Origin of the sequence: Sulfurimonas sp. (genome assembly GCF_016744025.1) — a bacterium.
GTDB lineage: Bacteria > Campylobacterota > Campylobacteria > Campylobacterales > Sulfurimonadaceae > Sulfurimonas.
This window is the reverse complement of record NZ_JADGFC010000051.1, coordinates 1-16,565: the sequence shown is the minus strand read 5'-3', so window position 1 is coordinate 16,565 and position 16,565 is coordinate 1. Positions and strand designations below refer to the sequence as shown.

Below are 16,565 nucleotides of genomic sequence, written 5' to 3'. Positions count from 1 at the left end.
TTCTTTGTTTTTGGTCGAATAAGATTAGCAGATTATCGATTAATCCTATCTTTCAACTTACTTTCAAAAAATTGCACTTGATTTTAGAATTGGCGATATAAAAATGATTTAACTCCATAGAATTATTCTTGCATAATAATATCTATAGAGTTTTTGTAACTACCTTATTTCTGCCTGTATGTTTTGCTTCATATAAAGCTTGATCAGCATATTCTATCGACTTTTCTAAACTTAGTTGCTTGTCATTCTCTGAGGTGAAAAAGACTCCAATGCTACATGTGCATGAAATACTATCTTCATCATTTAAAATAATAAGTTTTTGTACATTTTCTCTTATCCTCTGAAAAATACTCTCTACTACTGTGTAATCTCTGTTTAATATTGTGACTAAAAACTCTTCACCTCCATATCTTCCAGCAATATCAGAATTGTTAATTGAACTTTTTATTGTATTGGCAACCATCGTTATAGCAATATCTCCTACTTGGTGTCCATATGTATCATTTATAACTTTAAAAAAATCTATATCTATCATCAATACAGCAAAATTCTCTTTTGCTTTAATGCTTTGATTAAATAGCTCGCTAGACTTTTTTAAAAGCTCTCTTCTGTTGTATAACTGTGATAATATGTCTATTGTTGAACTTATTTTGAGTTCTCCAATTACACCATTTAATCTACTTGACATAGAGTTAAATGAGTGAGTAAGTTCTCTTATCTCACAAGTTGAGTGAGCTATGTCATCAGAACTTATCTCATACCCATAATCTCCACCTTCAATTTTTTTAGAACTATGTAGTAAAAATTTTAAAGGTTTTTCAATCTTATTTGAAAATGCTAAAATAAGAGGAACTAGAATCATTAAAAGCAAAACAACAAATACAAAAATATAAATCACAAACTCTTTAAATACTTTGTACATTTCATCGGTAGAAATCTGTGCAACTATAGTCCATCTATCAAATAGTACTTTTTGTGTTGCTCCAAAAACATCTTGATTTGAATAACTTTTGTAAAATCCATTTGTGATATTTTTTTTATCTACTATTTTTAAAATAGAGTTATCTTTGTCAAATTTTCTTTTTGTTAAAAGTTGACTCTTTTCATTTATAATGAATGTTTCACCAGTTTTAGAGAACCTAAAATCTTCTACAATGCTCTGTATACTACTTAGTCTTACAGCTCCGAGTATCACATGACTTACCCTGTCATATTCATCATATATAGGTGAAGAGAAGTATATGATTGGCATCTTCTCATCTTTAGAGATACTAACCTTACTAATTGTGTCAAATCCTTCAATAGCTTCTTTGAAAAATATTTCATCTTTGTAGTTATGTTTAGTTGAAAAGGTACTATCTACAATCGTTGAACCATTTTTATCTACATAAGCTAAAGAGTAAAACTCACTCTGGTTTAGAATAAATGATTCAAAAAATAATGCAACATTTTTATCGTTTACACTAGAAGCTAAAAACTTTATATCTAACTCTCTTTCATTTAACCATTTTTCAACTGCCTTATTTTGCATCTTAACAATGGCGTTTAGCTCATTTTTAAAAGTTTCATTTAGTTGTGATTTTGTCATTATGATTAAAAATATTGAAATTACAAGAACAACAAATAGTAAAAGATTTAGTATAAATAATCTTAGTCTTCCTTTGAAACTATCAGTATTTAAAAGTTTTTTTAAACTATTCATACTCTACTTCTTTCATTAGTTTAATAGCTAACTCTCTAAGTTCTCCAGCTTTTTTCACATTTATCTTCATCTGTTTAAATTTACCCCAACTTTGAAGAATTCTATGTGGTTTTACTCTTTTATTTACAGGATATTCCATATCTATGTTTGAAAATAATCTTTGTCCTTTTTTAGAACTAAGCCACTCTATTAATTTAATGGCATTATCTTTTCTTTTTGCATATCTTGCTACACCCATACCAGAGATATTGATATGGACTCTGCCTTTCTCATCACCTATAAAGTGCATCTTCACTGGAAGAGATGGATTTTCTTTTATCATCTTTGCAAGGTAGTAACTATTCACAATTCCAATATCTGCCTTTGCATCTACGATAGCATTTATTACTTCTATATCATTGCTCATTGGTTTAAGGCTAAAGTTTTTAACCCAAGAAGCTACTATCTCTTTTGTTTTGTCATATCCATAGTGTGCAATCATTATGGCTACCATAGACTTGTTGTATATTTTTTGAGATGTTCTAAGACTTAGTTTATTAAACCATCTCTCATCTCCTATACTTGTGTAGTCAATAAGTTTAGATGGATCAACTCTTGATGTATGATAAACAATAGAGCGTACTCTCATTGAGAGACCAAACCACTGTTTTGATGGATCTTTTAAATGTGATGGAATATTTCTTTGTAAAATTTTAGAACGAATAGGTTGCAAAAGGGCATTTTGTTGAAGTTTATATAAATCACTTGCATCTGATACTAGATATGCATCTATTGGATTATCTTCTCCTGCTTGTCTAATGCTACTAAGCGTATCGTTATTTGTATAATCAAAAGAGATTTCATAGTTTACTTTTATCCCAGTATCTTTAGTAAATTCTTCAAATATTGGTTTTATAAGGTATTCCTGCCTAGCACTTACTATATTTACAAACTCATCATCTGCAAGTATATAAGTGGCAAAAGAGAAGTTTGCAATTATTAAAATTATTGTAAGTTTTAGGGTGCAGAAAAAGGGTTTTTTCATTATTTAGTCTCTTTTATATTTTTTGTAAATATACATAAAAGAGACTTAGTTTTATATTAAATTGATAATCGTTATTGATTAGAGAATTTCTTTACAATTTTCTCTAATTCAACAACTGGTGGATTTGGAAGTTGTGGATATGTCTTCTTAACTGCATCTGTAACCCACTGAGGATAAATTCTGAAGTTAAGTTTTACAACTGCTGATAATGGGTACATTAATTTACTTGGATTAGAAATCGTATAAGTCTCAACTCTCCTCTGCCCAGCAGGGATTCTTGTATCACTTAGAAGTTTTTCATATTTCCAAAATAGTAGACCAACAGACTTACCATCTTTGTCACCAAAAACTTTCATAAATGGTCTTGCATCTTCACCAATATTACCATCATCTTTAAGTTTTCCGCTCTCAAAAACAACCTTGCCATCTCTGTCTTTAACTGTTATATCAAGCCATAACTCTCTAAAGTCTGCAACACCTGTTGGTAGGTGATGTCCTGCTCCTACATTTGTTACACCGACTTTAATAGTTCCGTCTTTAACATCTACATCAAGCTCTGCTGATGTTCTTAATAGTTGTAGAGTTTGGTCTTCATGTTCTTTACTTTTTAGTCCTGAGAGAAAATGGTTTGATCCAGAGAAGTAATGAACTTTTACATCTTTTTTAATCTTACCACCATCAGTAGAGCGTCCCTGTAGTGGAGCAAATTTATCATCTTTCATATATGTCATATGACAATCTATACAAGATTTATTTTTACTTGAATCATTAGGATTGTTATATTTTGAACTTTCCCACTCTTTATATGTAGAAACAATTTTAGAACCTTTACCTGGAGTAAACTCATCATGACAAGATGCACAATACACAGAGTCTTTATATACAGGTTTCATGTAACTATCTATATGTTTTTGAGGTTTAGAGTTTATAAACTTTTCACTCAACCATTGTCCTACTTCAAACTTAGAATCTTCAAGAGCATACTTTTTTCTCTCTGTCAGATTTAGAGTATAAGCTGCATTTCCACCTGCATCTTCAATCTTTGTAATCCTATGACAAGCTACACAAGATATACCTTCTTCTAATTTTGAATTTCCATGAACCTTAAGCTCATTTATAAGAGTTTTAGCACCGCTTTCAAAAAGTTTATCCATAGTATCAGTTGTTTTTGAAGCGAGACCGGTAGTGATAGCACTTGGACTGTGACAACCCATACACCATTTTCTAAACTCTTCTCCTTCAACTTGTGCTGCTACATTTTCAAGAAGCGTGTAGTAAGGGTTTGTTCCTACTAAGTTCTTATGATTTGAATCTGCCCATTGGTCAAATATTTCTGAGTGACATGATTTACACTTAGCAGAGTTTGTCCAATCTTCAACATGGTACTTTTCTACATCTTCTTCAAGTTTAATCCAGTTTGAGAGGTATCTTAGATTTTCTTTTGCTTTTACATATGTGTGTAAGTTATTCATCATATCTTTTACATGAACATCCATCTTTGTAGGATCTACAAGTTTTAGATTTGCCTTAGCATCTGCGCCCATTCCACCCTGAGTATCTCTTGCTATTCTCAAGTAATCAGCTAATGGAGTTTTTGAAATAAAGCCATTTAGATTATCATGTCCAATAGTCGCTCTTTTACTCTTGTCTAGTTTTGTATCAGTAAATAAAAATCCATTTGTAAAGTTAAAACCTTCAAAGTGACAAGAGTTACAACTCATCCAGAAGTCACCTGCCATAGGTGTCTCTTGATGAGTATTGCTATTAGCATTGTTAAATAGTGTCTTACCGGCTCTTAACTCTTTTGAGAGAGGATCTCTTTGAACTAGTTCACTAAAGTGATCTTTTTTTATTGTTACTCTTGCAAAAGGATGAGAACCACCACTATCTAAAAGAGTCATATCTAGTCTTGAAGCATTTTGAACATAGATATTATTATTTTTTGGATTTGTAATTATTGCTTTTGGATTAGTTGAGTTTGGATATGCTCTTAGTATTTGAGTTACTTTAGCGCCTGTACCACTTCTTTTTGCTCTTTTTCTATGTCTTTTTTTCTTTGCATTTCCCATACTCCTACCAATATTTAAGATCATTACATCTTCACTACCAGCTAAGGTTACAAATGCCTTAGCTCCATCAGCAGAAAATGCTAAATCCCAAGGGTTTGAAACAATCATAGTTTTGTTTGCATTATCTTGTATATTTATTGATTTAAATAGTTGCTTTCTTTTTTTATCTATCTCTTTTTCAAGACCTTTTTCAAGTGATATTACAGATATAGTTGGAAATACAGTTGATTGAAACTGAAAAGGGTGATCAAAGTTCCAAAGTACATGGGGAAGCCATGCCTCACTTCCATCAGGTTTTATCTCAATATCATCTAAGAGTCTTGGTTTTCCTTGAGATACAAACTCATCATCATTTTGAGTAGAATGAAGTGTAATAGTCTTTAGTCTTGCAAAAGATCTGCTGTCATAAATAGTTACCATCCCTATCATAGAGTGAGATACAAGTAGTCTTCCATCATCTGTAAGAGCTAAACCTCTAGGAGTTTTAAATGTCTTAATAGTCTTTATAATTTCTAGTTTTTTATCATCAATGACTAAAAGCTCATTATCTTCAAATACACTTACAAAAAAGTAGTGATTTTTTGCATCATAAATAATAGCATGAGGTTTATTTTTTGTTTTAATCTCTTTTATAACGTCGTTATCTTTATCTAAAAAGATAACCTTATTTTTCATATAATCAGTTACACCATATATAGATTCATCACTATTAAAAGCTATTCTTCTAATATCACTACCTAAAGTTTTCTCAAGAACTTTCTCCCCAGTTGTACTGTCTACTTTAGAGATACTACCAGCATCTAAGTTTGCAGAGTAGATGAATTTTGCATCTTTACTTAGATATAGAGCTGAGCTACTAACACTGGCATCTGAAGGTGTTGCATAAAAAAGTGCTACTAAAATTATAGATGCAAGGGCTGCTTTTTCTCTTAATGCTTTTGCCTTTTGTCTTCTTCTAATATTTGCATTAGAAAACACAGAGTGATACCATAGGAAAAAAAGTAGTGCAAATGAACCATATAAGTGAAATAAGTAAGAAGTGTTACCTATAGCATCTCCTCCACGATTTCCTATAAAAAACAGGTAAAAACCACTTGCAATTATTAGTAAAAGAACTATTCCTAGTAACATACCATTTCCGCTGTTTCTTCTTTTTGAAACAATATTTTTTCTATATTTGTATGTGTGCATATTTACAAATGGTATTATGAGTAGCACAGATACAAGGATTGAACTTATAATATGGATGGCTTGAAGAGATGTAAAATACTCCCACTCTAAATCTAAAAAAATCCATTGTAAAATTCCAGTTAAAAACATTAGGACTATGGACACTTCTATATAAACTATTTTCATTTCTATCTCGCTTCTTTTTTAATCTTGTAAAAATCTATATACCAGTCAATAAAATTATCAACTCCATCTTGTAAAGAGGTATTTGGCATATAATTTAATTCTTTTATACTCTCGCTCATATCAGCGCAAGTATCAACAACATCTCCCATTTGAAGAGGAAGAAAGTTTTTTTCTATTGTTAAACCTAGTTTCGACTCAATAGCAAGAACAAAATCCATCAACTTTACAGGCTTTGAGTTTCCTATATTTAAGATTTTGTATGGAGCTTTTGGATAAGATTCTTTATCTAGGTATTGCTTATCTATTGAAAGTATTATCATTTCTATCACATCATCTATATAAGTGAAATCTCTTAGCATCTTGGCATTGTTATATATATAGATTGCTTCGTTTGATAAAGCAGCTTTTACAAACTTGTGCAGAGCCATATCTGGTCTAGCCCAAGGACCATAAACAGAGAAAAATCTTAATCCTGTGGTTTTTATATTGTAAAGATGCGAGTAAGTATGAGTCATTAATTCATTGGCTTTTTTTGTTGCTGCATAGATGCTAATAGGAGTATCTGTTTTATCTGTAGTTGAAAATGTAAGTTTATTTGTAAGTCCATAAACACTTGAACTAGAAGCATATAGAAAGTTCTTTATATTAAATTCTCTACATGCTTCTAATATATTCATAAAACCAACAATATTACTATCTATATATGTACATGGGTTTTCAATACTGTGTCTTACTCCAGCTTGTCCAGCTAAGTTACATACTACATCAAACTTTTCATTCTCAAATATTTTTTGTAAGTTTATTTTGTCTTCAAGGTTTATCTTAATAAATTTATAATTTTTATATTTGGATGAACTTGTAATTATATTATATTCTATATCTTTTGAAATTCCGTGCTCTAGTAGTCTTGCGTACTTTAAATCTTGGTCGTAGTAGTCATTAACATTATCTAGTCCTACAACACTATGTCCTAGACTAATAAGTTTAGTAACTAAATGTGCGCCTATAAAGCCAGCACTTCCTGTAACAAGAATTTTATAAATTGGAGTTTTCAATGATTGCCTCTATGTAGTTAATAATTAATATCAATTATATAAGAAGGTTGCTAAGAAGTTACTTAATAATGAAAATGAATATCAATATGTAAGTGCTTCTACTGTGATAGTAGAAGTACTTTGTATATTATTTTGAAAGTTTAACTTTTGCTGCCATTGTCATAGCAGTGTTATTTGCAGTTACTGAAGGAACGTTGTCCTTGTCACTGTTTGAATCTTTTTGCATTGAAGCGTCTACAAATTCACCAGTGTCAAGTAACCACTCTGAAAGTTGAGCCCCTTGAGTAGTTGAGTTTCCATTTACAACTAGTTGGAACCATCTTGTAAATCTGTCTGTTAAGTTTTTAAGCTCTAGTGCAGGCTCATTCTCACTACCAGCATTTTTAAGATGAGAAATCGCATCTCTTAACCCACCACTTACAGCACCAATATCATATGGAGTATACTCTTTTGAATCATCTACATAAGTACCAATTTCTTTGTCATACATATTTTTCTCAATAGACACCATTAAAGAACGAGCTTCTTTTCTATACTTCTTTTGCTGAGTTGCAAGATATGCTGAAGTTAGACCTCTAAGAGTTGCAAATTGAGTACCAATTGATTTAGTTTTTACAGGACCTTTGTTAAGAGTATATCCGTCATAGTATAAACCATCATTAGATTTTAAGTTTTTAATTAAAAAGTTTGCTTGAGCTTTTATAAGTTTAATCGCTCTTTTACCTTTTACACTATCTAAAGATGCAGAACCTTCACCTGAACCATATCCAACAGGAAGTGCGTCACTTACTCTTTGGAAAATTCTAAGAGCTTCCATAGAATATGCAGCATCAAAAGTTGTAATTTTTGCGCCTTGCTTTCCATCATATCTATCTACAAATGTTCCAGCTTTTTTGTTAAAGTGGATTGTAGAGATATTCTCAAAAAGCATATTTGTTAAGTTACTTGCAACTGAGAAAGCATCATCTGCTTGAATATCATTGTTGATTTTCGCATCTCTATTTCTTTTTGGTGCAGCTTTAAAAGGATCACCATCAAATACACTTAAAAATGCAGCGTTTTGGTTTTTGTTGTTTGAGCGTTGGTCACTATATGCATAGAATTCAGACATAGGCCATAAAACACCCCATGTATCTCTAAGACTAGAGTGTTTCTCAATTACTTTAAGTCCTGCAACTGATTTAGTAGAATTTTTACTTCCTTCAGTTACGCCAACTTTATGTGCAAACCAAACAGGATTTTTCTTAGCATTATATGCAGGAGTGATTTTTGCTCCAAGTTTTTGACCATTAAAGCCAAGCTTTTGTTGTAAGTATAAAATTCTTTCATGAGCAAGTTCAGTTAATATAGCTCCATTTACACCATCTGCAGAAGATACACCAAGAGCGTGTTTACCATCATGATCCATAGTTGAACTACTAGCTTCAACTTCTTCATCATTTTCTATTACATGCATACCGCCTAAGAAATCTTGAGCCCACATAGTATCTTTTAAGAGTGCACCACCAAATGCTGCAGGATTAAAAGTTTTATCCATACCGCTCTCTACCCATGCAAGACTTTTATAGTCTCTTAAGTATGCAGGAATTGCAGTTTTGATTGTTTTTTCCTTACCATGTCTAAATACAACTACTTCATCATTATTTACAATTGTCATATCTGGTTTAGTTGCAAACTCTGGAAGACCTGAAATATAAGGAAGAGCAGTAGGGTGCATGTTAAGTGGAATTATAGAAGGGTCATTACCAGTAACTTTTGCAAAATGAACAAATCTTTTAGCAAGTGATGTCATATCTCCACCTCTTTGAGCATTTAGTAAACCATTTACTAAGTGTGGTCCCATTTTAGACTGGTAGTTAAGAGCATACATAGCTTCTTCAGAATACTCATAACTCTCTATCCCTGTAGTGTAGTCAAACTCTGTTGGTTGATTGATAGCATTTGGATCAAGTGTATCTAAGTCAAGACCTAGAGATTCAGCTAATGGCTCACCTGAAAGTTCAAATTCAGTATATGCAAACATAGAACCTGCAGTTTGAAATCTTTTGTCGAGTACCTCTGTCTTAGTGTTAGAAAATGGCTTATCAGCATGTAAAGATGCAACTATTAGTGAAGCTGCTATTGAAAGCTTCAAATATTTATTCATAAAAATCCTTTATTGAAATTGATTATCAGGATTATAAAATAATAGAACTTAAATATCTATTAAAATGATATTCATTATCAGTAATTTATAGATGAATTTTGTTGACTTATTTTGAAGGTGAGCTTACTTGTAGTGTGTTGTAAACAAAGTTGTGTTTTGTACGATTGATTTATTTGGCAGAGTAAAGATTATACTCTGTCAAAATATTTCTTACTTTTTATAGTAAAATCCGTCATTAGGTAGTTTTCCGCCTACAACTTTTGGATTATTTTGTTTTAAAACATCAAAGAAAAATTCTACATCTTTTTTTGCGTCTTGGGCATTTACAAACTCAAAATTGATATGTGGGATAGAATCTTGTAGACCTTTAAGACCTAACATATTTAAAGTCTTTACTGTAAGTTTAGCTGCCTCTTTTGGATGAGATTTATACCACTTTAAAGATTTTGCATACTCTTGATTAAATCTATTGATAAGATGCTCTTTACCTTTAGTTTTACCTAAAAATGCCATTCCAGCTTGTGGAATTTTAGCTTCAACTTTAAAAGTTTTACCCCATGCTTCTTGTAAGTTCACACTTCTATATAAACTAGGAGTCATTCCTTCTTTTAGAGGAAATGATTTTGACTTACGAAATGCCATAGAAGTTGCAGGCTCCATGAGAAGTGCGTGATCTATTCTTTTTGCTAAAAGCATTCTCATAGCATCTATAGGAGAAGAAAAATATTTAAGTTTAAAATCTTTTTTAATATCCATTCCTTGTGCTTTTACAAGTTGCTCAAATACGATATCTGGCATATCTGCACGAAATGGCATCGCTAACTCTTTACCTTTGAAATCTTCTATAGTTTTTAAACTTTTATCTCTTGAAACTATTCCTAAAATACCCCAAACAGAGACATTTAGAAGTTTAATATCTACTCCTTTATTGTAAAGGATAGCTGCTGCATTTGTGGGTACTGCAATAAAAGGAACTTCACTGTTTAATACTAAAGCTCTTAATTCATCTGGGTTTTTCCAAAGTTTAAACTCAACCTTATCTGCAACATCACTGAGAGCACCTGTCTCTATCATATGCATTATAGGATGAGAAACAGAAGCAAAAGGTCCTGCTATTATTAACTTCTCCATCTTTTGACTTGCTTGTGCACTTATGCTCAAAAGTAGCATTAATACGAGAGTAATTCTTTTAATCATTTTATATCCTTGTATCATTTTAGAAGTTATAACCAGCTCTTACAACAAACTTGTAGTCTTCACTTACACCACCTGAGTTTGAAGTAGAGTTATAGTTATAGTTATTATCTCTATGTATCATATATGCATAACCCAAGCTAAGGTCATATTTTTTACGTGGGATTATATGAATACCAGGTGTTATATATACAAAATTTCCACCAGTATTATCTACATCAACTCCACCGGATTGATTTTTACCAGTATGCAAACCATCTAATTCTATCTGTAGATCTAAAGTTTTACTCGTAGCATATGAATAACCAAGATTCCATTGCAGAGTGTCTCCAAATTGATAGTCGTTGTCGCCTTCAGAGGTTTTAGTATACATAATATGAGCATCTACTCTTGAGTTTGGTAATATTTTAGTTGCACCTATTTCTGATATAAAGTCATAACTTCCAGAACCTAATTGCATAGTCTGAGTAGAGCTTGGTCCCATATCTCCTAAATCTGTAGAAAAAGTTTTATCAGTAGAACCTGTAGGGAGTTTTATACCTGCACCAACTGTTAAAAATAGTGGAGCACCTTTTTTTTGATTTAGTAGTTCGTATCTTGAAACAATTTTACTGTCTCCTAGTCCACTATTATCTAAGCCTATATCAGTTCCCATTTTTGTGAAATTTAAACTTTTTTGTACATAAGTAGCTATTACTCTTATATCAAATCCATAACCTAATCCATATCTATATAAAAAGTTTGTTTGATTTACACTCATTGTTCTATCTAGAGAATCATCTACTTCATCATCACCATTATATGCATTGTTTTTAATTACAGAAACGTGTTTAATCACAAATCTACTCTTTCCCTCTGGAAAAACATTTCCAGTACTACCCAATACATTTCCTATTGGTACATTGTTCTCTTCTGCACTAAGTATTGTTAAACTTCCTATTAACAATGCCCCTGTACAAGCTACTTTTAAATAATTCAAATTATTTCCTTTTTTAATTTGTGACAGTTTAGTAGAGACTATCTTAAGCAACTATTATAATGACAATCATTATCATTGTTGAGGTGAAATAAGTTAAAACTAGAGGGAATAAAGATATTTATTTTGATTTAGGCAGGGGTTTTATGAGGTAAAAAGTGTGTTCTCCAAGAAATCTTCCATAAAATTCTTTGTAATTATCGTCTTTTGGTTTATCTGTTGTGATTAAGTAAGTCATAGAATTTTTCTTGTAGTACTTTGAACTATGTATGTAGTAGTTGTCAAATACTCTATTATCCAAACTCTCTCTTAAAATTTCTATACTTCTATTACTTAAAACTTTTGTCTCTTTATCTGTTATTGTTTTTACAATCTGATCTATTGGAGATAGTTTGGCTTGATAGGATTGCACTATATATATGTTAAAACAAAAGATTAAAACAATAGTAACTACATGTTTAGCAAATATATATCCGAGAAAGATATTTGCAAAAAGAACCAAAGGAATGATATGTCTTATATTGTCAGGGTTTTGAGCAGATAGTAACCAGACAAAATAGGAAATAAATAATATATATATTAGTGTTAGATTTTTTTCAAATTTTATTGGAACTAGTATTAAAAATGCAAAAGCAAGATTTTCTAATCTAAATATATTTGAGAACCAACTTAACTGAGTATTTTGTCCTGTTCCCCAAGTCTTAAAGTGACCGAGTATAAATCGTTTAGCCTCATAGATATAAAGCATCCCCTGTGTAGCAAAGATGAAAGCAAGAAAGACTAAAGAGCTAAGCAAAAAAGATATGAGTACTTCTTTGATAGATTCTTTTTTAAAGAGCATTAAGTAGAGTAAACCAACTACATAAAGTATGAAGTATGAGGGTCTTGCAAAAAATGCCACAGCTAAAATAATTCCACTGAGTTTATACTTTTTTATCTCTAAAGAATAAAGAGCTAAAAAGAAAAAGAATATACCAACACTCTCGCTTAACATACTCAAAGATATATTCATAAGGTATGTTGAGCTTATTGTAAGCAAAAAAACAAAAGATGCCACTCTTTCATCTTTTAACTCTTTTACATAGAAGTAGAGCATAGCTGGAAGTAAGATGCCACCGCTTGCACTCAAAATGAATAAGGAGTATTTACTATCATCTACAAAGAAGTTTATAAACTTACCAAGTATAACTATAGTTGGGTATCCTGGAAAATGAGGAGAAAAATCTATGACAGAGAAGTTTAAAATACCATTTGCTAAAAAAAGAGAATCATCATTGTAATATGAAGCAGGATAGTAAAAGATTACAAAAGCATAAGCAATACTGCTAAGTAAGACTAATACTTTTGTATTACTCATAAGGATTGTAAAATTTCTTTAATTACTTTTTCATTTGTGATGTAGAGTTGTTTATCTGCTTTTTTAGCTCCAACTCCAAAAAGTCCAGGGTTTCCAATGGCTATCATACAAGCTTTTATAGCTGACTTTAGTTTTTTATCTGTATCTTTATCTAAACTAACCGAGAGTAGTTTATAAAACTTATTTGCTTTTGCTAACATTACTTTCGCTACGTTAAAGTTTTCAATATTTTTATGCCCACCATCTATTCTTCTTAGAATTTCAGCTGCAATTGAAAGTTCTAAACTTCTAATAATTTCTTTTTTATCTTTATTTTCTAAAGCAATGTTTAATCTATCATATAAACCATCTATAAAATTATCGTTAAGATACTTATAGTTTTCTTTGTACTTCTCAAAGCTTTTGTCTGCTGATTTAAAATTATCTTCGTTGATGTGTTTTAAAATAAGTTCTTTGGCATCTATAGTTAACTCTTTCCCTGCAGCTGCATAAGAGTAAGCAGATAAGTAAGAGCTAAAAGTAAGACTCAGTAGTAGTGTTAGTTTATAAATAAGTTTCATATTTTTCCTTTTTTTAAATTACGCTTTTAGTTTCAATAACAGTTTTTTCATTCCTATGATTGAATATATTAGATTTTGTAATGTCTTTTTCACCTAGTAGCTTTTTTGCTGCCATAAGTCCAGTCTCCATTGCAGTATCCAAAAATATATATCTATATGTTCCCTGACGTCCTGCCATTGAGAGATTCTCAAAACTGTTGAGGTGTTCGATTGTCGCATCTCTTTTATCATTGTACTCAACATCCATAAGAGTATACGCATGTTCAGTAGTAAATGACATTACATCTATAATATTTTCTTTGATATCAAAGTTTAACTTCTTTAAATCAACTAATGCTTTTTCTAGAAGTACTCTTTCATCCATATGCCAGATGTGATCATCTTTGTTACAAGGAATCTCTAACATAATAGAGCTTTTGCCCTTTGGAGACATAAATGAAGACCTTCTTTTTGGCTCTTGTATACGAGTTGGTAAAAGGTCAAAGTCACTAACATACTGCCAAGTATGAGATGAAAAATCTTCAATATCAAGTCCAATACATAAAAATCTCAAACTTCTAAATTTTAACCCTGACTCAAACCCAAGTTTAGCTGACATCTCATTTAAAGGCATCGTAGATATAATTTCTTTAGCTTCAAATGTATTATCATCTGAGTGTACAGATTGAATATTATTGTATGTATATGTCAGGTCTGTAACTTCAGAATTTGTAAATATTTTACCGCCAAGTCTCTCAAATTCTTTTGCCATATTTAGTGGAAGTTGACCAAAGCCGTATTTGGGATACCTATAGCTTTTAGCATATGTTCTTGCTGTTTTAGAACTCTTAAAAAGTAGTTTTTTAGCTACATCTTTTAGATCAAGAAGAGAAATCCTCTGTCCAGCCCAGTCAGCACTTAATTTATCTGGTTTGATTCCCCAAAGCTTATGGGTATATGGTCCAAAAAAGTTATTGTAAAGTGTCCTTCCAAAGCGTGAACTTATCCAAGTTTTGAAGTTAGAATTATCTGGTCTTGTTAGTTTGAGTATAATTTTTAGAGTATCAAAAGTTGCACCAATAAGCAACTTTTTAGGAGCTACCTTTAAAAGATTCTTTAAGTTTAGAGGATACTCATATACTTTGTTTTGGTGTAGTATCACCGAGCTTCTTTGTGAGACTATAAGGTCTTGAGCTAACATCTTTTCTACAAACTCTAAAAGTTCTTCATTGTTTGTAATAAATCTATGTCCACCATAATCAAATCTAAACTCATCATCTCCATTTGAGAGAACCTCAGTTTTACATTGTCCACCGACAACAGACTCTTTTTCTAGTAGTATTACACTCTTGCCGTTTTTAACAAGCTCGATACCTGCCATAAGACCTGCAACACCACCACCTATTATAAGTACATCACTACTATTTTGCATATGTTTTTTTCCATAAAAACAGAGCACTTATCATATATGTGAACCATGCCATTAGATGCAAGAGAGTAGGAGATGAGTTATAACCAAATAGTGCTCTTAAAAAAGTACCAACTAGACCTCTGTCATCAAGTATATTTGAAATATCATAAACCATAGGTACAAATGTTGGAACTAACTCTGCTGCTTGCATCATTGATACAGCACTTCCAAAAAGTCCACCTGCAATGATAAGTATTAGTAGTCCAGTATATTTGAAAAACTCTTTTATTGGGATGTTTTTCACGCCTCTCATAAGTAGATAAACTAATACTAAAGATACAACTAGTCCACTAGTCGCACCTATAATACCTTCTTGAAAACTAAAGCTTTCGTTGAAGCTAAGAGATGAGAAAAATAGTACTGTTTCAAACCCCTCTCTTAAAACTGCTAAAAACGCTAAAAATACCATTCCGGTAATATTACCAGTAGTTACAAGAGTTTTTAGATTTTCTTCTATTTCGCCCTTGATTTGCTTTGACTGGTTTGCCATCCAAACAACCATATAAGAGAGAACTATAGTTGCGAAAAGTAAGATACCTATCATAAGATAATGTTGATAGTTTTCATTATCTATAGCGTATAAAACAACTTGAAAAATATAAGCTATAAAAAGAGAGATAATAATACCGAAGAATACGCCTAAGTATATGTACTTGTTGAATCTACTTGCTTGTAACTGATTTAAGTATGATAATATGATACCGACTATAAGAAAGGCTTCTAAACCCTCTCTAAATGTGATTAAAAAACTTGCTAACATTATATAAATTTCCTTGTTTGTTTAATAGTAATAATTATTATCATTATAGCGATTATGCTTTAAAATGCTCTTAAAGTATGGCTACAAAAAGAGTATACAAATAGTATTTTTAAGAAAAGTGTAGAAATAAAAAAACTAAAAATAATACTAAATAATTAAAACTTCAGTATCTTCTTATTATGAGTAGAGTAGAATTCCATTTATCTAAATAAATATTACTTTCATTTTGCTAGTAGTCATATTAAGAACACCAAATATGGGTTCTTGATGTGTCTATTAGTTTAGCGCAAAATGAAAGTAGGAGATATTTAATGAAAATATCTAAAATATTAAGTCTTAGTTTAATGGGTGCTGTTGCCGCTATATCGATTGCTGGTTGTTCTGGTGCAAATGTTCATGCTCAAATGAGAGTAGTTGATAGCTTTGATATGGAAACAAAGTGTGTTGAGTTAGATATGCGTGACCAGTCTGAAATGGATGAAGTACTTAAAACAATGGCTGGCTGGAGAGTTTTTTATATCTCTGAGTATACAACGGATAATAAAATCGGAACAGACGGTAGTATGTGTTTTGAAAGAAAAAGACAGTAATATTAGTACTTACTAATCTTTCTTATTTCCAATTTAAATATTGGAATGAAAGTTATTTATGATTGTTGTTATTTTGAAATATACTTTAACTTATTACAAGAGTGTCAAGTTAAGACTAAAGTATATTTCGGAGAATTTATGCCCCCAAAGGGAGCAGGGTAGAAGAATAAATTATTTTTAAAATGAGTAAGTAGCAGTTAGTGAATATTTATTGTAACTATCATCACTATCTTGTGCACCTACATTTACATATAATGCACCTAAAGTCAACTCATCATTAATAGCATAATCAGCAGTAACATTAAGTTCAGTTTCTGTATTTGAAG

12 protein-coding genes are annotated in these 16,565 nt (G+C 31.2%); 1 reads left to right on the top strand and 11 read right to left on the bottom strand.

Going from position 1 to position 16,565, the window contains the following annotated elements:
* Positions 1-142 precede the first annotated feature (142 nt).
* The 11 genes from QZZ48_RS08665 to QZZ48_RS08615 form a co-directional block, all read right to left on the bottom strand.
* The gene (locus tag QZZ48_RS08665; RefSeq protein ID WP_294964441.1) at positions 143-1,702 is read right to left on the bottom strand and encodes a diguanylate cyclase; all 1,560 of its coding nucleotides are present in this window, start codon (positions 1,700-1,702) and stop codon (positions 143-145) included.
* The gene (locus tag QZZ48_RS08660) at positions 1,695-2,726 is read right to left on the bottom strand and encodes an extracellular solute-binding protein (protein WP_294964438.1); all 1,032 of its coding nucleotides are present in this window, start codon (positions 2,724-2,726) and stop codon (positions 1,695-1,697) included. Before QZZ48_RS08660 ends, QZZ48_RS08665 begins: the two co-directional genes overlap by 8 nt.
* A gap of 71 nt (positions 2,727-2,797) precedes the next feature.
* Positions 2,798-6,151 (bottom strand): multiheme c-type cytochrome, encoded by a 3,354-nt coding sequence (locus QZZ48_RS08655; protein ID WP_294964437.1) that lies wholly within the window; start codon positions 6,149-6,151, stop codon positions 2,798-2,800.
* 2 nt (positions 6,152-6,153) lie between these two features.
* Complete coding sequence (locus QZZ48_RS08650; RefSeq protein ID WP_294964434.1) at positions 6,154-7,206, bottom strand: NAD-dependent epimerase/dehydratase family protein; 1,053 nt, start codon at positions 7,204-7,206, stop codon at positions 6,154-6,156.
* Positions 7,207-7,333: 127 nt separating this feature from the next.
* A complete protein-coding gene (locus QZZ48_RS08645; protein ID WP_294964431.1) occupies positions 7,334-9,352 on the bottom strand; it encodes a hypothetical protein in 2,019 nt (672 codons plus the stop codon).
* A gap of 210 nt (positions 9,353-9,562) precedes the next feature.
* Positions 9,563-10,549, bottom strand: a complete 987-nt coding sequence (locus tag QZZ48_RS08640; protein ID WP_294964429.1) for an ABC transporter substrate-binding protein — start codon at positions 10,547-10,549, stop codon at positions 9,563-9,565.
* A gap of 19 nt (positions 10,550-10,568) precedes the next feature.
* On the bottom strand, positions 10,569-11,525 hold the full coding sequence (locus QZZ48_RS08635; RefSeq protein ID WP_294964426.1) for a transporter: 957 nt from the start codon (positions 11,523-11,525) through the stop codon (positions 10,569-10,571).
* Between the two features lie 118 nt (positions 11,526-11,643).
* Complete coding sequence (locus QZZ48_RS08630) at positions 11,644-12,879, bottom strand: hypothetical protein (protein ID WP_294964424.1); 1,236 nt, start codon at positions 12,877-12,879, stop codon at positions 11,644-11,646.
* Entirely contained in the window at positions 12,876-13,439 is a 564-nt protein-coding gene (locus QZZ48_RS08625) for a hypothetical protein (protein ID WP_294964421.1), read from the bottom strand. Before QZZ48_RS08625 ends, QZZ48_RS08630 begins: the two co-directional genes overlap by 4 nt.
* A 13-nt stretch (positions 13,440-13,452) precedes the next feature.
* On the bottom strand, positions 13,453-14,850 hold the full coding sequence (locus tag QZZ48_RS08620) for an FAD-dependent oxidoreductase (protein ID WP_294964419.1): 1,398 nt from the start codon (positions 14,848-14,850) through the stop codon (positions 13,453-13,455).
* Positions 14,840-15,649, bottom strand: coding sequence for an FTR1 family protein (locus tag QZZ48_RS08615; protein ID WP_294964416.1), 810 nt, complete (start codon positions 15,647-15,649; stop codon positions 14,840-14,842). The genes QZZ48_RS08620 and QZZ48_RS08615 overlap by 11 nt, the downstream gene beginning before the upstream one ends.
* 311 nt (positions 15,650-15,960) lie before the next feature.
* On the opposite strand from QZZ48_RS08615, the gene QZZ48_RS08610 reads away from it, so the two are divergent.
* A complete protein-coding gene (locus QZZ48_RS08610) occupies positions 15,961-16,239 on the top strand; it encodes a hypothetical protein (RefSeq protein ID WP_294964413.1) in 279 nt (92 codons plus the stop codon).
* The last annotated feature ends 326 nt before the right edge of the window (positions 16,240-16,565 follow it).